The sequence below is a fragment of the Nocardia sp. NPDC050713 genome, assembly GCF_040654315.1.
Taxonomy (GTDB): Bacteria; Actinomycetota; Actinomycetes; order Mycobacteriales; family Mycobacteriaceae; genus Nocardia.
Map to the genome: position 1 here is coordinate 100,286 of NZ_JBFAHS010000020.1, position 19,771 is coordinate 120,056.

The 19,771-nt window shown below is 69.0% G+C and carries 10 protein-coding genes; 7 read left to right on the forward strand and 3 right to left on the reverse strand.

The window, feature by feature from the left end; genetic code table 11:
- Positions 1-52 precede the first annotated feature (52 nt).
- The 6 genes from AB0H49_RS30115 (at position 53) to AB0H49_RS30140 (ending at position 11,815) form a co-directional block, all read left to right on the forward strand.
- A complete protein-coding gene (locus AB0H49_RS30115) occupies positions 53-601 on the forward strand; it encodes a DUF732 domain-containing protein (RefSeq protein WP_354998150.1) in 549 nt (182 codons plus the stop codon).
- Positions 601-1,581, forward strand: a complete 981-nt coding sequence (locus AB0H49_RS30120) for a cutinase family protein (protein WP_354998149.1) — start codon at positions 601-603, stop codon at positions 1,579-1,581. The genes AB0H49_RS30115 and AB0H49_RS30120 overlap by 1 nt, the downstream gene beginning before the upstream one ends.
- 167 nt (positions 1,582-1,748) lie before the next feature.
- Positions 1,749-2,768, forward strand: a complete 1,020-nt coding sequence (locus tag AB0H49_RS30125; protein ID WP_354998148.1) for an LLM class F420-dependent oxidoreductase — start codon at positions 1,749-1,751, stop codon at positions 2,766-2,768.
- Positions 2,769-2,960: 192 nt separating this feature from the next.
- A complete protein-coding gene (gene fadD32 / locus AB0H49_RS30130) occupies positions 2,961-4,880 on the forward strand; it encodes a long-chain-fatty-acid--AMP ligase FadD32 (RefSeq protein ID WP_354998147.1) in 1,920 nt (639 codons plus the stop codon).
- A gap of 111 nt (positions 4,881-4,991) precedes the next feature.
- Positions 4,992-10,274 carry a polyketide synthase Pks13 gene (gene pks13, locus AB0H49_RS30135; protein WP_357256219.1) on the forward strand — a complete coding sequence of 1,761 codons (5,283 nt, stop codon included), beginning with the start codon at positions 4,992-4,994 and terminating at the stop codon, positions 10,272-10,274.
- On the forward strand, positions 10,271-11,815 hold the full coding sequence (locus AB0H49_RS30140) for an acyl-CoA carboxylase subunit beta (protein WP_354998145.1): 1,545 nt from the start codon (positions 10,271-10,273) through the stop codon (positions 11,813-11,815). The genes pks13 and AB0H49_RS30140 overlap by 4 nt, the downstream gene beginning before the upstream one ends.
- A 71-nt stretch (positions 11,816-11,886) precedes the next feature.
- Here AB0H49_RS30140 and AB0H49_RS30145 read toward each other — a convergent pair whose 3' ends face one another.
- Complete coding sequence (locus AB0H49_RS30145) at positions 11,887-12,390, reverse strand: peptidylprolyl isomerase (protein ID WP_357256220.1); 504 nt, start codon at positions 12,388-12,390, stop codon at positions 11,887-11,889.
- Between the two features lie 139 nt (positions 12,391-12,529).
- Between AB0H49_RS30145 and AB0H49_RS30150 the strand changes: the two genes are divergently transcribed.
- Positions 12,530-15,859 carry an arabinosyltransferase domain-containing protein gene (locus AB0H49_RS30150; protein ID WP_357256221.1) on the forward strand — a complete coding sequence of 1,110 codons (3,330 nt, stop codon included), beginning with the start codon at positions 12,530-12,532 and terminating at the stop codon, positions 15,857-15,859.
- Positions 15,860-16,015: 156 nt separating this feature from the next.
- Here the strand turns inward: AB0H49_RS30150 and AB0H49_RS30155 are convergent, their stop codons facing one another.
- Positions 16,016-16,177, reverse strand: coding sequence for a hypothetical protein (locus tag AB0H49_RS30155; RefSeq protein WP_169810867.1), 162 nt, complete (start codon positions 16,175-16,177; stop codon positions 16,016-16,018).
- 288 nt (positions 16,178-16,465) lie between these two features.
- Positions 16,466-19,720, reverse strand: coding sequence for an arabinosyltransferase domain-containing protein (locus AB0H49_RS30160; protein WP_357256222.1), 3,255 nt, complete (start codon positions 19,718-19,720; stop codon positions 16,466-16,468).
- Between the last annotated feature and the right edge of the window lie 51 nt (positions 19,721-19,771).

A 19,771-nucleotide genomic window follows, 5' to 3' on the forward strand; every position in this document is an offset into this window, starting at 1 on the left:
TACCCTGGGGGCGACCGATCCCCCTTGCCCAATAGATCGAGGATAGAAATACATGCATCGGACCCGAGGAAAGGTACTCGGCGTCGCCGTGGCGATCGCCGCGACCGGCCTGCTCAGCGCCTGCGGTGACAACGACTCGACCGCGACGAGCACGCCGACTCTGAAGCCGACCACGACGACGTCGGCGCCCGCCGCCGCGCCGACCAGCCCGGCCGAGACCGGCCACGAAGGCCACGAGACCACCCCGGCTCCCGCGCCCGAGCAGGCGCCGCCGCCCGTCGAGACCGTCGCGCCGGAGCGTCCGGAGCCGGTGCCGACGAATGTGGTGCCGCCCGCCGACACCTCCAATCTCACCGAGAAGGACCGCAAGTTCCTCGACGCGCTGAAGGCGCAGGGCATCACCCCGTCCAGCCCGGATATCGCGCTGAGCATCGGTAGCTACGTCTGCCAGGGCGTCGCCGCTGGCGCGTCCGAGCAGGACCTGACCACGTTCGTCAACGCTATGGCCGGTTCCGACCCGTCCTTCGACCCGGCCAAGATGCCGGTCGAGCAGGCCGGTCAGATCTACATTCAGACGGCCAAGCAGAACTACTGCCAGTGATGGCGGGCGGTTCGAGACCCCGCCGGCTTCGGCCGGTGGGGTGCCTGGTCGCGCTGGCGGTCGTCGCGTTGATCGTCGTCGTGGTGATCTTGCTGTGGTTCCTGCTGGCCGGACGGCTGCGGGTGCCCAAGCCGGGCCCCGAACCGCCGCCCAAGCCGCCGACCTCGCAGCCCGCCACCTGCCCGGACGTGCAGATGATCTCGGTGCCGGGCACCTGGGAGTCGAGCAGCGCCGACGACCCGCGCAACCCGGCGGCCAACCCGCTGTCGCTGATGCTCAACATCTCCGGGCCGGTGCGGCAGCAGTTCCCCGCCGAGCGGGTCGACGTCTACACCGTGCCGTACGTTGCCCAGTTCTCGAACCCGATCGCCATCCCGCCGGACGGTCAGGAGTCCTACAACAACAGCCGTTCCGAGGGCACCCAGCGGATGGTCGACATGATGACCGAGCGATCCCGTGAATGCCCCTTGACGACTTACGTGATCGCCGGGTTCTCCCAGGGCGCGGTGATCGCGGGCGACGTCGCCGCGCAGATCGGCGCGGGCAAGGGTCCGGTTCCCGCCGACCGGGTGCTCGGCGTGACGCTGATCGCCGACGGGCGACGCACCCTCGACACCGGCCCGGGACGTGCCATCCCGATCGGCGCCACGCCGCCCGGCGTGGGCGCGGAGGTCGCGCTGACGGGCCTGAAGGTACCCGGCATCACGATGACCGGCCCGCGCGACGGTTTCGGCGCGCTCGCCGACCGCACCTACACCATCTGCGCACCGGGCGACATGATCTGCGATTCGCCGCCGCAGGCGCTGAACCCGGTGAACTGGATCCCCAGCGTGCTCGCGCTCGTGCGGGCGGTCGGAAATCCGGTGCACGCCTTGTACAACGGATACGTGGTGGACGGCGACGGCACCACGGCGACCCAGTGGACGGCGAGCTGGGCGAGCGGTCTGATCGAGGGCGCCCCTCGGCCGCCGCATTCGTGAGATGGCACAAACCACGCCGACGTCGTCGTGTGTTCGGCCAGCCTGTGCCGCAGCAACCGTACGGGAGTTCCCCGGCACGTTGTAAAGTGCGCTGATGATCGCGACTACCCCCGAGTATCAGGGGCGCGAGTCGCGCCGTATTTCCTTACAGCCAGGAGCATGAGTTCATGACACAAGCCGCCGCATCGGCCGGTGAGCTGACCGCATTGGGCACCCCGTTGCGTCCTTTTCGCTTCGGGGCTGCGGGCGAGGGGAACAAGCAGGAAGGCGGCGCCCGCAAGTTCATCCAGACGGCGCAGCAGGCCGAGGAGTACGGGTTCGACACCTTTTTCGTGCCCGATCACCTCGGTGATCAGATCGGTCCGATCGCCGCGCTCGGCGCACTGAGCCAGGCCACCGAGAAGATCCGCCTTGGTACGTCGGTGCTGGCCAACGGCTTCCGCCACCCCGTGGTGCTCGCCAAGGACCTGGCCACCATCGACGTGCTGTCGAAGGGCCGCCTCGAGGTGGGCGTCGGCGCGGGCTGGAAGCAGGACGAGTACCTGGCCGCGGGCCTGGTCTACGACTCGCCGGGCGTGCGTCTGGCCAAGCTGGACGAGGCGCTGACCATCCTCGACGTGCTGCTGCGCGGCCAGGAGTGCACTTTCGAGGGCAAGTACTACCAGGTCAAGGGCATCAAGGGCACCCCGCGTCCGCGGCAGGGCCCGCGCCCGCCGATCTGCACCGGCGGCGGCGGACCGAAGATGCTGCGCCTGGCCGCCAAGCACGCCGACATCATCTCGATCGTTCCGGTCACCACCAAGAACGGTAAGGGTCTGCTCTCCGGCATCACCATGGAGAAGACCATCGAGAAGGTGAACCTGATCAGAGAGGCCGCGGGCGAGCGGTTCGACCAGATCGAACTGAACTGGGCCATCACCGCGATCGTCATCACCGACGATCGGGAGAAGACCGCCGAAATGGCGCTCTCGGCCATCGACCGCGGTCTGCATCCCGACCTCGAGGTCGACACCAAGCTCTCGGTCGAGGACATCCTGAATTCGCCTTACGTGGCGATCGGGACGTTCGAGGAGATCGCCGAACAGATCCGTCGTGTGCGGCAACTCACGTCGATGTCGTATGTCGGCGTCTTCCCCACCCAGATGGACGCGTTCGCACCGGTTATCCCCCTGCTGCGGGAAGAGTGACCCGGTCTTCTCTGTAACATGTCTCTGGTTTGAGAACATCTAGCCAATAGCGGTCACCGCGCAGACCGCGTCGAATTTGCAGGTTTGGCTCTAGGACGACGAGCACCCGCGGGCGAAAGCGAGTCGGGGCCTCACAGGTAACAGGCGGCGTCGCCGCCGTCCTGCTGCGTGTGCCTCGGAGGAGAAGAAGGAATGGAAGAGACTTTCGACGACTACCTGGACGAAACCGGGAACATCCGTATTCCCGAGGATCACACCCTGGTTGATCACGTCGAGAAGCACACCCGCAACGACGCGAACACGCTCGCGTACCGCTACATCGACTACTCGCGGGAACGCGATGGCGAGGTGCACGAGCTGACGTGGCAGCAATTCGGTGTTCGGCTGCGCGCGGTGGCCGCCCGTCTGCAGCAGGTGACCAAGCCGGGCGACCGGGTCGCGATCCTCGCTCCGCAGGGCCTCGACTACGTGGTCTCCTTCTTCGCCGCCATCTACGCGGGCACCATCTCGGTGCCGCTGTTCGACCCGGACGAGCCGGGTCACACCGACCGCCTGCACGCGGTGCTCGGCGACTGTGAGCCCTCGGCCATCCTGACCGCGAGCTCCTCCGCGGCCGGGGTGCGTCAGTTCTTCCGCGCGCTACCCGCGGCGCAGCGCCCGCGCATCATCGCGGTCGACGCGATCCCGGACAGCGTCGGCGAGACCTGGGTCCGCCCGGACATCAAGATCGACGACATCGCCTACCTGCAGTACACCTCGGGTTCGACCCGGGTTCCGGCCGGTGTGGAGATCACCCACCGGGCCGTCGGCACCAACCTGCTGCAGATGGTCCACTCCATCAACCTGGACTGGAACTCGCGCGGCGTCACCTGGCTGCCGCTGTTCCACGACATGGGTCTGCTGACGGTGATCCTGCCCGCGGTGGGCGGCAAGTACATCACCATCATGTCGCCGAGCGCGTTCGTGCGCCGCCCGTACCGCTGGATCAAGGAACTCGCCGCGGTCTCCGACGGCGCCGGGACCTTCGCCGCCGCACCGAACTTCGCCTTCGAGCACGCCGCGGCGCGCGGTCTGCCGAAGCCGGGCGAGTCGCTGGATCTGTCGAACGTCATCGGCCTGATCAACGGCAGCGAGCCGGTCACCACCTCCTCGATGAAGAAGTTCAACGAGGCGTTCGCGCCGTACGGCCTGCCCAAGACCGCGATCAAGCCCTGCTACGGCATGGCCGAGGCGACCCTGTTCGTCTCCGCGACCAAGGCCGAGGACGAGGCGAAGGTCGTCTATGTCGACCGCAACGAGCTCAACGCCGGTCGGATGGTGAAGATCGACCAGAACGCCGAGAACGCCATCGCGCAGGTGTCCTGCGGTTACGTGGCGAAGTCGCAGTGGGCCGTGATCGTGGACCCGGAGACCGTCGAGAGCGACGGCGGCGGCCACGAGCTGCCCGACGGCCGGGTCGGCGAGATCTGGCTGCACGGCAACAACATGGGCATCGGCTACTGGGGCCGTCCCGACGAGACCGCGAAGACCTTCCAGAACAAGGTCACCGAGCGGCTCGCCGAGGGCAGCCACGCCGAGGGCGCCGAGGCCGACGGGCACTGGATGCGCACCGGCGACTACGGCGTGTACTTCGAGGGCGAGCTCTACATCACCGGCCGCGTCAAGGACTTGGTGATCGTGGACGGCCGCAACCACTACCCGCAGGACCTCGAGTACTCGGCGCAGGAAGCGAGCAAGGCGCTGCGCCCCGGCTTCGTGGCCGCGTTCTCGGTGCCCGCCAACCAGCTGCCGCCCGAGGTCTTCGAGCAGGGTAGCCACTCCGGCCTGAAGACGTTCGACGCCGACGACGCCTCCGAGCAGCTCGTCATCGTCGGCGAGCGCGGCCCGGGCGCGGGCAAGGCCGATCCGCTGCCGATCGCCGACGCGGTGCGCGCGGCCGTCTCGCAGCGCCACGGCGTCACCGTGCGCGACGTGCTGCTGGTTCCCGCGGGCTCGATTCCGCGCACCTCCAGCGGCAAGATCGCCCGGCGCGCCTGCAAGACCGCTTATCTGGAGGGAACCTTGCGCGGTGGTTACACCCAGCAGGCTTTCCCCGATGCACCGGAAGAGTAATTGCCCAGGGTGAGTTAGAAGCCGACCAGCGACGCTCGGCGCGGATCTCATCCACGCCGAGCGTCAATTCACGGCGCGCCCGGTTACGCAGACAGGTAGCTTGAGGAATTGATGGCTGACAACGAGGGCACGCCCACCCAGACGACCGAAATCGCCTCCGCCGCCACGGAAGGCGCGGCCGCGCCTGCCGCCACGGACATCTCGGTGGCCGAACTGCGAGAGTGGTTGCGCCGCTGGGTCGCCGACGCGACCGGGCAGCCGATCGAGCAGATCACGGTGGATCGGCCGATGGAGGAGTTCGGGCTCGCCTCGCGCGACGCGCTCGCCCTCGGCGGCGACATCGAGGAACTCACCGGGGTCATGCTGAACGCGACCGTCGTCTACAAGCATCCGACCATCGCGTCGTTGGCCGAGGTCATCGTGCACGGTGAGCCCGAGGCGCCCGAGGAGTCGGCGGACGACGCTTTCTACACCGCCCGTTTCACCCCGGGCGAGGCGCACGACATCGCGATCGTCGGTCTTTCCACCCGGCTGCCCGGTGCGGGCGACACCCCGGAGTCGACCTGGGAGTTCCTGATCAACCGCGGCGACGGCATCCGGGAAAGGCCCGAAGGTCGCTGGTCGGAGTTCCTGAGCGAGCCCGAAGTCGCGAAGGCTGTCGCCGAGGGCAATACGCTCGGCGGCTACCTGGACCAAGAGGTCGTCAAGGGCTTCGACGCCGAGTTCTTCGCGATGTCGCCGATCGAAGTCGAGCGCGTCGATCCGCAGCAGCGACTCATGATGGAGCTGACCTGGGAGGCGCTCGAGCACGCCAGGATTCCGGCGAGCGAGCTGCGCGGTGAGTCGGTCGGCGTCTTCATCGGTTCGTCCGCCAACGACTTCCAGCTGATCGCGGCGCTCGGCCTCGGCGGCGAGCGCGACGGCAACCTGCCCGCGACGGCGCAGGGATACGCCATCATGGGCAGCGTCTCCAGCATCATCCCCAACCGGGTGTCCTACTTCTTCGACTTCCGTGGTCCGTCGGTCTCCGTCGATACGGCCTGCTCGTCGACGATCGTCGCCGTGCACCAGGCGGTGCGTGCGCTGCGCGACGGCGATGCCGATCTGGCGCTGGCGGGCGGCATCAACATGATCCTGACGCCGATGGCCACGCTCGGCTTCGACATGGGCGGCGGCGTCGCGAAGGACGGCCACATCAAGGCCTTCTCCTCCGACGCCGACGGTATGGTGCGGTCCGAAGGCGGCGGCCTGGTCGTGCTGAAGCGACTGACCGACGCGGAGCGGGACGGCGACCGGATTCTCGCCGTCATCAAGGGTTCCGCGGTCAACAACGACGGCCGTTCCAACGGTCTGCTGGCGCCGAACCCGGACGCGCAGGCCGACGTGCTGCGCGCGGCCTACCGCGATGCGGGCATCAAGCCCTCCACCGTCGACTACATCGAGGCGCACGGCACCGGCACGCCGATCGGCGACCCGATCGAGGCCGACGCGCTCGGCCAAGTGGTCGGTCGCGGTCGCGACGCCGACAAGCCCGCGCTGCTCGGCTCGGCCAAGACCAACTTCGGCCACCTCGAGTCCGGCGCGGGCGCGGCCAGCTTGGCCAAGGTGATCATGGCGTTCCAGCACAACGTCATTCCGCCCAACATCAACTACGCGGGCCCGAGCCCGTTCATTCCGTTCGAGCAGGCGCGGCTGAAGGTCGTCGACGCGCCGACCGAGTTCCCGCGCTACAGCGGCGTCGCCACCGTCGGCATCTCCGGCTTCGGCTTCGGCGGCACCAACGCGCATGTCGTGCTTCAGGAGTACGTGGCGTCTGCTGCCGCACCCGCTCAGGGTGCGCCGGTCGAAGTGTCTGCTGAACAGAATCTGGACGACGAGACCACCGACGTGGTCGCCGAGGCCACCGAGATCGTCGCCGAGGCCGAGGCGGAAGCCGTCGAGGCTGCGGCCGCCGAGGTGGAAGCAGCCGAGGTGGAAACCGCGGCGCCCGCCGAATGGTCGGCCGACCGCGAAGAGCCGCTGCCGGTGATCCTCGCGGTGTCCGGCTACCTGCCCTCACGCCGCAAGCGCGCCGCCGCCGTGCTCGCCGACTGGCTGGAGTCCGACGCTGGTCGCGACGTCCCGCTCGCCGACGTGGCCCGTTCGCTGGCCAAGCGCAGCCACTGGCGTTCGCGCGGCGTCGTGGTCGCCAAGACGCACGAAGAGGCCGTCGCCGGTCTGCGCGCGATCGCCGCGGGCAAGCCGGGCACCGGCGTCTTCACCGCCGACGCCCCGGCCGCGCAGGGCCCGATGTGGGTGCTCGCCGGATTCGGCGCGCAGCACCGCAAGATGGGCAAGCAGCTCTACCTGGAGAACTCGATCTTCCGCGCCACCGTCGACCAGGTCGACGAGCTGGTGCAGGACGAGGCCGGTTACTCGATTCGCGAGCTGATCCTGGACGACGCCCAGGACTACACCGTCGGCACCTCGCAGGTCGGCATCTTCACCATCCAGATCGGTCTGGCCGCGCTGCTGCGCGCGCACGGCGCCGAGCCCACCGCCGTCGTCGGCCACTCGATGGGCGAGGTCGCGGGCGCTTACATCGCGGGCGGTCTCGCGCTCGAGGACGCGGTGCGGGTGATCTGCGCCCGTTCGCGCCTGATGGGCGAGGGCGAGCAGATGATCAGCGACGACGACGTGCGCAACATGGCGCTGGTCGAGCTCAGCGCCGCCGACGTCGAGGCGATGCTGCCGGAGTACCCCGACGTGGAGGTCGCGGTGTACGCCGCGCCGACCAACACGGTGATCGGCGGCCCGACCGAGCAGGTGCAGGCGATCGTCGCCAAGGTCGAGGAGGCGGGCAAGTTCGCCCGCGTGCTGCAGACCCGCGGCGCGGGCCACACCTCGCAGATGGATCCGCTGCTCGGCGAGCTGGCCGCGGAGCTGGCCGGTATCGAGCCGACCCGCATGAAGACGGGCCTGTACTCGACGGTGAACAAGGAGCAGTACTACCGTCCCGGCCACGACCCGATCCACGACGAGGACTACTGGGTCAAGAACATGCGCCACAGCGTGTACTTCACCAACGCGGTGAAGCTCGCGGTGGACTCCGGGCACACCACGTTCCTGGAACTCGCGCCGAATTCCGTTGCGCTGATGCAGGTTCTGGGCACCACCTTCGCCGCGGGGCTGCACGACGCGCAGCTCATCCCGACGCTCAAGCGCAAGGAAGACGAGTCGGCGGGCGTGATCTCCGCGCTGGCCCAGCTCTACGTGCACGGTCACGCCGTCGACCTGCCCTCGCTGCTGCCCGCCGGTGACTACGCCGACGTGCCGCGAACGGTGTTCGTGCGCAAGGAGTACTGGCCGAAGGCGCAGATGACCAGCGGCAGCGGCAACACCAAGGTCCCCGGCGCGCACGTCGCGCTGCCGGACGGCCGCCACGTCTGGGAGGTCCAGGCGGGCGCCGTCACCGAGCTGCCCGCGCTCGTACGCGCCGCGGCGGCGCAGGTGCTCAGTGATGTCGCCCTCGGTGCATCCGTGCCGCACGGCGCGCTGCCCGCGGCGGGCACCCTCACCACCACGCTGACCCCGCACCTCGGCGGCGCGTCGGTGCAGGTGCATGCCAAGGAGGGCAACGCCTTCCGCTTGCTCTTCGAAGCTGTCGTGACCTCCGGCGCCGCGCTGCCGGAAACCGCTGTCGCGCAACCGGTTACCGAAACCGCGGTCGCGACGGTCACCGAGCCCGAGGTCGTGGAGACCTTCGGCGACCGCTGGGACCCCAACGGCAGCCAGACCATCGAGCAGCGGCTCGCGATCATCGTCGCCGAGTCCATGGGCTACGCGGTCGAGGACCTGCCGATGGAGATCCCGCTCATGGAGCTGGGTCTGGACTCGCTGATGGCCATGCGCATCAAGAACCGCGTCGAGTACGAATTCGACATCCCGCAGCTGCAGATCCAGGCCGTGCGCGACGCCAACCTCAACGAGGTCGGCAAGGTGCTGCGCTACGCCATCGAGCACCGCGACGAGGTGCAGGCCATGGCCGACAAGCAGGCCGCGGGTGAGGAGATCGCCGTCGACGGCGACTTCATCGCCGCGGCGCGTTCGGCCCTGGAATCGGGCGAGGATCCGGCCGCCGCGGTGAAGGCCGCTGGCGCGCCGGTGCCGGGGCTCGACGCCGAGAACACCACGATCGAGGCCGAGGCGGAAAAGATTGTCGCCGAGGCGGAATCGGCCGCGGTCGCCGCGACGGTCGAGGCGCCCTCGGAGCCGCAGGAAGACGCCGCTGCCGCGCTCTTCGGCGAGCAGCAGTCGCAGGCCGACGAGGACGGCGTGCCGCCGCGCGACGCCGCCGAGCGGCTGACCTACGCCAGCTGGGCCGTTGTCACGGGCAAGTCGGCGGGCGGCATCTTCAACACCCTGCCGATCCTGGAGGAGGAGGTCGCCGAGAAGCTGGCGGCCCGCCTCACCGACCGGGTCGGCGCCGAGGTCACCGTCGACGACGTGCTCGACTCGGAGACCATCGAGCAGCTCGCCGAAATCGTGCGCGGACTGCAAGACAGTGGTGCCGACGTGGAGGGCTTCATCCGTCCCCTGCGCCCGCGTGCCGAGGGCTCGAATGCCGTGCCGGTCTTCGTCTTCCACCCGTCGGGCGGCAACACGTTGGTCTACGAACCGCTGCTCAAGCGGCTTCCGGCCGACACCCCGATGTACGGCTTCGAGCGCGTCGAAGGCGATATCGAGGAGCGCGCGCGGCAGTACCTGCCCGAGCTGCGCAAGATCCAGGGCAACGGACCTTACGTGCTGTACGGCTGGTCGCTCGGCGCGGTCTTCGCGCTCACGGTGGGACAGCTGCTGCGCGCGGAAGGCGCCGACGTGCGCTACGTCGGACTGATCGACCTCGCGATCCCGGCCGAGCCGGAGGACAACAGCCCGGCCGAGCGAGTCCGGCGCATCCAGCGCTACCAGGAATTCGCGAAGAAGACCTACGGCATCGAGGGCGAACTGCCCGAGGAGCAGCTCATGGAGCTGGCCGGTGCCGACGACGACGAGCAGTACACGATCGTCACCAACCTCATCAAGCTGACCGGCGCCAAGATCCCGGGTGGTGTGCTCGAACACCAGCGCACCTCCTGGGTCGAAGGACGGCACCTGGCCAAGACCACGCCGACCCGCTATGACGGCAACGTTGTGCTCTATCTCGCCGATCGCTACCACGACGGGATGATCGAACTCGAGCCGCGCTACGCGGACCGGCGCCCCAACGGCGGCTGGGACGAGTACATCCCCAACCTCGAGGTCATCCACATTCCGGGTGATCATCTGCAGATCGTCGACGAGCCGCGGATCGGCAAGATCGGTGCCGACCTGACCGCGAAGCTCGGGGAAATCGAGGCGAAAGGCGCACAGTGAGCACTACTGCCGAGAAACTCGCCGACCTGCGGAAACGTCTGGATCTGGCGCAGGAACCGGCGGGTGAAGCGGGGGTCGCGAAACGGGCCAAGAAAGGCATCCCCAGCGCCCGCGACCGGATCAACATGCTGCTCGATCCGGGAACCTTCGTGGAAATCGGCGCTCTGGTGCGCAAGCCCGGTGATCCCACCGCGCTGTACGGCGACGGCGTGGTCACCGGCCACGGCCTCGTGGACGGCAGACCCGTGGCGGTGTTCTCCCACGACCAGACCGTGTACGGCGGGTCGGTCGGCGAGATGTTCGGCCGCAAGGTCGCCTACATCATGGAGTACGCCGCCAAGGTCGGCTGCCCGGTCGTCGGCATCAACGACTCCGGCGGCGCGCGCGTTCAGGAGGCGGTCACCTCGCTGGCCTGGTACGCCGAACTCGGCAGACGCCAGGAGCCGCTGTCCGGCCTCGTTCCGCAGGTGTCGATGATTCTCGGCAAGTGCGCGGGCGGCGCGGTGTACGCCCCCATCAACACCGACGTGGTGGTGGCGACCGAAGAGGCGTACATGTTCGTCACCGGCCCCAAGGTGATCCGCGAGGTCACCGGCGAGGACGTCAGCCTGGAGGAGCTGGGCGGCGCGCGGAGCCAGGCCGAGTACGGCAACATCCATCACGTCGCCAAGGACGAGACGGCCGCGTTCCAGTGGGTCCGCGACTACCTGAGCTTCCTGCCGACCAGCTGCACGGAGCGGGCGCCGATCGTGAATCCCGGCCTGGAGCCGGAAGTCACCGATTCCGACCGCGAACTGAACTCGATCGTGCCCGACTCCGACAACGCGGGCTACGACATGCACGAGATCCTGCTGCGCATCTTCGACGACGGCGATTTCCACGAGATCGGCGCGACCGCGGGACGCAACATCATCACCGGCTTCGCCAGGGTGGACGGTCGCAGCGTCGGCGTGGTCGCCAACCAGCCGATGGTGTACGCCGGTGCGCTGGACGCCCGCGCCTCGGACAAGGCCGCGCATTTCGTCCGCCTCTGCGACGCCTTCGAGCTCCCGCTGGTCTTCGTGGTGGACACGCCCGGCTTCCTGCCCGGTGTGGAACAGGAGAAGATCGGCGTCATCAAGCGCGGCGGCCGCTTCCTGTTCTCCTTCGTGGAGGCGAGCGTGCCCAAGGTGACGGTCGTGATCCGCAAGTCCTACGGCGGCGGCTACGCCGTGATGGGCTCCAAGCAGCTCGGCGCCGACGTGAACCTGGCCTGGCCGACCGCCCGCATCGCGGTCATGGGCGCGGAGAGCGCGGTGAGCCTGATCGGGGCGCGGCAGATCGAGGCGGCGCCGGAGGAGCAGCGCGACGCGGTGCGCAAGCAGATGATCGACTTCTACAACGCGACCGTGGCGACGCCGTGGGTGGCCGCCGAGCGCGGGTACATCGACGCCGTCATCGAGCCGTCGAGCACCCGCCTGGAGCTACGCCGCGCTCTGCAGCTGCTGCAGGACAAGCAGCTCGAGCGCAACCCGCGCAAGCATCACCTGCTGCCGCTGTAACTTCCCAGCGAATCGAAATCGGGCCGTACTCCCTTGGGAGACGGCCCGATTCGCGTTCCTATGTTCGGCGCTCAGCCGATGCTCGCGGATTCGATGACGACGGCCTCGAGCGGTACGTCCTGGTGCATGCCCGCCGAGCCGGTCCGCACGCCCGCGATCTTGTCGACCACCTCGGCGCCGTCCACGACCGCGCCGAACACGGTGTAGCCCCAGCCGGACGGCGTGGGCGCCGAGTGGTTCAGGAAGTCGTTGTCGGCGACGTTGATGAAGAACTGCGCGGTGGCCGAGTGCGGGTCGTTGGTCCGCGCCATCGCGACGGTGTACTTGTTGTTCTTCAGGCCGTTGTTCGCCTCGTTCTGGATCGGGGCGTTGGTGCCCTTCTGGCGCATGTCGGGCTCGAAGCCGCCGCCCTGGATCATGAAGTTCGGGATCACGCGGTGGAAAATCGTGCCGTTGTAGTGGCCGGCGTTCACGTAGTCCACGAAGTTCTGCACCGTCTTGGGCGCCTTCTCCGCGTCCAACTCCAGGACGATCGCTCCGAAATTCGTCTCGAGATTCACCTTGGTCATACCCACACCTTTCCATTCGACCGGTAATGGGTCAGCACGTCGGGTCGTGTTTCGGGGTGAAAAGTACCCCGGCCAGAAATTCGGCGAACTCACAGCACGCTTCCGGGACCCGGTGCCGTCCCGTTATTCGCTAGCATTGCCAACCGTGCCCGACGCCGCAACCGCTGTCTTGACGAAGCCTCCCGCCGCACCCGAGGTCCGACCGAAGGACTATCGAACGGCGCGAATAATCGCGCTGGTGGCCGGGGTGCTCGGCGCGCTGCTGGCGCTGGCCACGCCGTTCCTGCCCGTCGAGCAGACCACCGCGGTGCTGAAGTGGCCGCAGGGCGGCACGCTGGGCAACGTGCAGGCGCCGCTGATGTCGCAGGTGCCGACCGGCCTGCGGGCGACCATCCCGTGTTCCGCGGTGGCGTCGTTGCCCGCACAGGGCGGCATGCTGCTGGCCACCGCGCCGCCGCAGGGCGACCGTGCGGCGCTGGAGGCCATGTTCGTGCGAGTCTCCGAGTCGTCGGTCGACGTGGTGGACCGCAACGCGGTGGTCGCGTCGGCCGAGCGTGAGCGGATGGGCGAGTGTTCCTCGATCGTCATCACCTCCGATCGCGAGCGCACCCACGCCGCGTTCGAGGGACTGACCAGGACCGTCGACCAGCCGGTCGAGGGCGGACGCGGCGTCGAGAGCGTCCAGGTTCCGGTCGAGGGTCAGCTGATCGGTGATCTGCGGCCGCAGGTGGTGGGCGTCTTCTCCGATCTGAAGGGCGCGGTCCCGGCCGGTCTGGCCTTCGACATGACTGTCGACACCCGGTTCAGCTCCAGCCCGACGCTCGTCAAGATGATCGCGATGATCGCGGCGCTGCTGTGCACCCTCGTCGCGCTGGGGGCGCTGGCCCGCCTGGACAGCAGCGACGGCCGCGGACACCGCCGCTTCCTGCCCGCCAACTGGCTGAAGCCGACCTGGGCGGACGGCGCGGTGATCGGCACCCTGCTGCTGTGGCACTTCGTCGGCGCCAACACCTCCGACGACGGCTACATCCTGAGCATGGTGCGGGTGGCCCCGGAGGCGGGCTACATGGCCAACTACTTCCGCTGGTACGGCGTGCCGGAGGCGCCGTTCGGCTGGTACTACTACGTGATCCAGGTGTTCGCCGAGATCTCCACGGCGAGCCCGTGGGTGCGTCTGCCCGCGTTGGCCTGCGCCATCCTCTGCTGGATGGTGATCAGCCGCGAGGTGGTGCCCCGCCTCGGGCGCGGCGTGCGCGCGAGCAAGGTGGCGCTGTGGACCGGCGGCCTGGTGTTCCTCGCCTTCTGGCTCCCGTTCGACAACGGCCTGCGCTCGGAGCCGATCGTCGCGCTCGGCGCGCTGCTGACCTGGGTCTCCATCGAGCGCGCCATCGCGACCGGACGCCTGCTGCCCGCCGCGGCGGCGGTGCTGATCGCCGCGTTCACGCTGGCGGCCGCGCCGACCGGTCTGATGTGCGTCGCGGCGCTGCTCGCCGGTATCCGTCCGCTGGTGCGGGTCGTGGTGCGCAGGCACCGCGAACACGGCGCGCTGCCGCTGCTCGCGCCGATCGCGGCGGCGGGCGTGCTCGTGCTGACGGTGGTCTACAGCGATCAGACCTTCGCCGGTATCCAGGAAGCGAACCGGGTGCGTCAGGCCACCGGCCCGAACCTGGCCTGGTACGAGGACTACCTGCGCTACTACTACCTGTTCGTGGAGACGGTGGACGGCTCGCTCTCGCGCCGCTTCGCCTTCCTGATCATGCTGCTGTGCCTGTTCACCACCATGCTGGTGCTGCTGCGGCGCAGGCGGGTGCCCGGCATCGCGAGCGGTCCGACCTGGCGGTTGATGGGCATCGTGCTCGGCACGATCTTCTTCATGATGTTCAACCCGACGAAGTGGACCCACCACTTCGGCGCGTACGCGGGCATCGCCGGTTCGCTGGCGGCGGTCACGGCCGTCGCTGTCTCGGCGAGCGCGTTGCGCGCACGCAAGAACCGGGCGATATTCCTCGCGGGCCTGCTGTTCGTGCTGGCGATCGCGTTCTCCGGCATCAACGGCTACTGGTACGTGTCCAGCTTCGGCGTGCCGTGGTTCGACAAGCGGATCTCGCTGAGCGGCTACCAGTCGAACACGGTGATGCTGGTCCTGTTCGGCCTCGCGCTCGCGCTGGTCGCCTGGTCCGCGCTGCGCGAGGACTACGCCAAGCCGCAACCCTCGGCGAAGACGGTGCGGGGCAAGCGGATTCGCAAGTTCGCCGCCATCCCGCTGACCGTGGTCGCCGCGATGATGGTGCTGCTCGAAGTGGCCTCGCTGGCCAAGGGCGCCTACTCGCAGTACCCCGCGTACTCGCTGGCCCGCTCCAACTTCGACGCGCTCGGCGGCAACATGTGCGGCCTGGCCAACGACGTGCTGGTGGAGTCCGACCCGAACGGCGGACGACTGAACCCGATCATCGATCCGGCCGACCCGCCTGCCAACGGCGACCCGCTGGCGGGCGCGAAGCCGGTGGGCTTCGATCCCAACGGCGTGCCGGACGACCTGTCCGCCGACAGCGTCGAGGTGAAGCCGGGCACCGGCAACACCTCCACCCAGTCGGTCGGCGCGGCCTTCGCCGAGGGCGAGAGCGCGGGCACCGGCGGCGGTCAGGGCGCGCTCGGCGTCAACGGCAGCACCGTGGCCCTGCCCTTCGGTCTCGACCCGGCGACCACGCCGATCATGGGCAGCTACCAGGAGGGCGTGCAGCAGCCCGCCAACCTGACCTCGAGCTGGTACGAGCTGCCCGCGCGCTCGGCCGAACGCCCGCTGGTGGTGATCTCGGCCGCCGGACGCATCCTCTCCTTCGACGACACCGGCTCGATGAAGTACGGCCAGTCGCTGACGGTGGACTACGGCCGCCGCCAGCCCGACGGCAGCGTGCAGAAACTCGGCACCTACCTGCCGCGCGACATCGGCCCGTTCCCGTCCTGGCGCAACCTGCGGGTGCCGCTGGACGAGCTCGCGCCGGACGCCGACGCGGTGCGCATCGTCGCCAATGACCCGATCCTGATCGGTGACCAGTGGCTGGCGTTCACCCCGCCGCGGATGCCGAAGCTGAACTCGCTCAACGACTTCCTCGGTTCCGAGCAGCCGATCCTGCTGGACTGGGCGGTGGGTCTGCAATTCCCGTGCCAGCGGCCGTTCTACCACGAGAACGGCGTGGCCGAGGTGCCGAAGTACCGCATCCTGCCGGACCGGCCGCTGGCCATCAGCTCCACCAACACCTGGCAGGCCGAGGAATTCGGCGGCCCGCTCGGTTTCGCGCAGATGCTGGCCAAGTCGACCACCATGCCGACCTATCTGAAGGACGACTGGGCGCGCGACTGGGGTTCGCTGGAGCGCTACGACCAGTACGACCCGAACGCCAAGCCCGCCCGCCTGGAGACCGGGACGGCGAACCGTTCCGGCATGTGGTCGCCGGGCGATATGCGGGTGTTCTGACCCGAAACGTAGGCAGGGCCGTGCCGCAGGTGAGAATTCACCGGCGCACGGCCCTGTGCGTTTTCGGGGGGACGTAGTAGGGATTTCGGACAGACTCGTACTCACGGCTTTTCGGCTTTCGCCGGGCCGCCGCGGGTGAGGTTTCGGGGGGTCGGCTCAGACCTCGAGCATGCGGCGCCCGAGTTCGCGGCGCAGGACCTCCTGGGAAGGGAGGCGGCCGAGTACCCGCTGCACCGCAGGGCGTATTTCGCGCTTTTCCTCGTCGGTGAGCAGATCGACGAGATCGCGCAGATCCATGTCATCGAAGGCTGCTGTCATACCCACAAGATTACGGTCCAAACGCGGCCGCGTCTCGTATTCGAATCATCGGTTACGGAGGTGTCACCTCATCGAAACCGACAGTGCGTCAGGCGGTTTCGTGGGCAGCCCGAGACGCGGGGCGGCGGTTCGAAACCGACCGTACGGCCTCCCGGTCGGTAGGGCGACCGGCGACCTGTTCGGCGTCGAACTCCCCGTCGTCCCGGCCGATTCGTGCCGGGACGACGCATCCCGAATCCTCGCCCGGCCGGAGCGAAGACGCCTCGACCCCGCGCGTGGCCGTGACGCCTACTTCACCCGAATCGGGTCGTCCTTCGCGATGCCGCCGCGCGTCACCGCCGTGACCCCGATCGACGCGGGCCGCGCCTCGGGATCATACGGCGTGAACTGCTCCAGCGAACCCCAATCGCGTGCCCAGTCGTGGTCGAGATAGGTCGGCACCGTCTCGGCCTTCAGCAGCAGTCCGGTCCAGCCGAGCGGGCCGCCGCCGATGTCGTCCTGCCAGGCGTTGGAGGCGTCGGAGCCGACGCGGTCGGGCAGGATCCGCCACTTCGGCGCCTCGGCGACGCCGTCGTGGTGGTCGAACGGTCGCTGGCACGGGAAGGCCAGGCCGACGTGCCAGTCCAGCAGCACCGGATCCGATTCCCCGACAACCGAATTCAGGGTCGCCAGGCGCGGCAGGCGCGGCGGGGTGACGGCGAGCCACTGCTTCGAGGTGATGTCGTTGTCCACCGCGACCAGGCGCACCGCGTTCGCCTCGGCGGGCAGCCGATCGAGCGGCACCCGCAGATTGCGCCAGGACGGGGCCCCGCCGATGTCGAGCGGGTTCACCGAGCCCAGCGCGGTCACCGCGCCGTCGGCGCCGCGGGTTCCGTACTCCAGGCGCAGGTCCTGGCCGTAGGTGACCACGCCGTCGGCGTCCACCGACCTGATCCGGCCCGCCGCGGTGATGGCGAGCACGCGGTAGGCGGGGTCGTGGCGCATTCTGTCGGTGAGCTCGAGGCGGTACCACTGCGAGGTCAGCGACGACTGCTTCTGCTCGCCCTCCTGGTAGGAGCCCATGACCGGGGTGCGCGCCGGGTCGAGGCCGAACGGCAGCGCCACGGTGCTGCCGTTGATGCCCGCCTGCTCGGTGGAGCCGCCGCCGGTGCCCGCGCCGGTGGTGTTGGTGGTCTTGTTCTTCGAGTCCTTGTCCACCGTGTTCGCGCCGCCCGTGGTGGTCTCCTCCGCGTCGGCGGTCAGGTCGCTCGCGACGCCGTTGGGGGAGAAGCCCTTCGATTCGGCGTCGAGACCGTCGGCTGGCGTGCCCTCGTAGGGCAGCAGCAGCGAGTCGGGGGTGTCGGTTTCGACCAGCACCTCGTCGGCCAGCGCGCACGGATTGCCGCGCAGCGATTCGACATTCGACTTGGCGATCGAGTACGCCGGGTACTGGGTGGCCGCGGCCTTGGCCAGCGAGGCGAACTCGAACAGCACGAGCAGCGCGGCGGCGATGGTCAGCGGCGCGGATGCCAGCCGGTCGAAACCGTTGGCGGGCTTGGTCCTTTCGCGCCGGTAGGGCTCGCGGTAGTGGAACCAGAGCGCGAGCAGCAGTGCGACGCCGGTCAGGCCGAGGAACAGCGTCGAGATGCCCTTGCCCGCCACCAGCGGCGCCTTGTCCCACCACGGCACGCCGTAGCTGGAGACGTACCACCAGCCGTTGGAGCCGGTGAAGGTGATCGCGAGCAGGAACAGCACGGCGGCCGCGAACAGCGCACGGTTGCGGGCGGAGCGAATCGCCGCCGTGCCCACCGCGACGGCGGCCAGCGCCGCCAGCGATCCGGCCAGGCCCGCGTAGACGCCGAAGTGGTGGGTCCACTTGGTCGGCGTGAACATCATCAGGAACAGCGAGGCGAACACGATGCCGAGGATGCGCACCGAGGGACCGCGCGAGGTGCCGGGAATGCGCCCCTTGCGCAGCACTTGGAGCACGCAGACCAGCAGGCACAGCAGCATGAGCAGCACGCCGAAACGCCGGGACAGCGAGCCGTCCGGGGCGAGCATGAGCAGCGAGTCCCAGCGGGTGCGCTCGTCGAACCAGGCCACGTTCGGGCCGACGACCGTGCGCACGCGGGTCGCCTCCATCACCGTCGACAGGGTCTGATCGGCGAAAACCGCGATCAGCACGAGGGTTCCGGCCGCGAGACCGGGAAACACCAGCGCGGAGTAGCGGAAGACCTTGGCGCCGAAGGAGTCCGTGGCCGAGCCGCGCGCCCGCTTCACGATGATCTCCAGCACCGGCCGCGATCCGGCGATCAGCGCGGCGACGCAGATCAGGCCGGTCGGGCCGGCCGCGAGCGAGAAGGCCGCGATGAGCACGGCGACGGCGGCGGGCAGCAGCCTGCCGGTGGCGATGGCGCGCTCGATGGAGCACCAGGTGAGCAACGCGCCCGCGGCGATCAGCGGTTCCGGGCGCAGCCCGTTGTCGTAGGGGAGCCAGAAGGCGAGGAAGACCAGTCCCGCCGTCCACAGCGCGACCCGGTCGCGGCGCACCCGAGCGCCCAAGCGCGGCAGCACCTCTCGGCTGATCACCAGCCACGAGACGATCCCGGCGAGCAGCGTCGGCAGGCGCATCCACGGGCTGGCGTCGGAGATCTTGGTCATCCAGGCCAGCACCTCGTAGGACCAGCCGAACGGGGCCTCCGGCACCGCGAACCAGCGGTAGTAGTTGGCCATATAGCCCGAATGCTCCGAGGCCCGCGCCATATTGAGGATGTAGCCGTCGTCGGAGGTATTCGCGCCGATGACGTGCCAGGCCACCAGTGCGCCGAGCACCACGGCGTCGGCGGGGGAGAAGCGCCACCAGTGCGCGGGCAGGAAGCGGCGGGCCCGCCTGCCGTCGCCGGTGTCGATCAGATGCAGTGCGACGAGCGCGATGATCGTGCAGACCGCGGCCGCGATCATGGCGGCCAGTTTCAGTGCGCTCGGTGTGGAGGAGAACCGGGAGTCGATGTCGGCGCGCAGCTTCGCGCCGCCGAGCTGTTCGGCGGTCAGATCGGTGAACACGCCGACCACCTGCGGCCGGATGTCACGGTCGATCGTGTTGCGGAAGGCGGTGCCGTCTTCGCGTCGCACGCCGGTGAATTCGACGGTGGTCGCGGCCGCGGTCGAGACGATCTCGATCCCGCCGCAGGACGCGATTTCGGCCACCGGCGCGGACAACAGCGGAATGTCGCGTTGCAGCACCGAGAGCGTGCCGTCCGCGATCGAGACCACCAGACCCTTGCTGTTGGCCTGGCCGGAGGCGACCGGGATGGTGGACAGCACCGTGTCGGCGCCGGACTGGAGCGTCGAGCACGGCAGCGTGGCTTCCAGCCGCAGCGGCACATAGGAGACCAGTGGCGCCTCGACGTCGGTGGCGCCCGGCTGGGGCCAGTCCAGCGTCGCCCGGTCCTGCTCCACCGGCAGCAGCGGCGTGAGCAGCGCCAGCACGAATCCGAGAAGTCCGGAGACGAGGGCGATCAGGCGGTATCGGGAGAACGCTCGAGTAGATCGGTCCGGTCGCACGATCGTTCATGCTAATCACCGCCCGAACGTGACTCTCGGCACCGAGGGCGG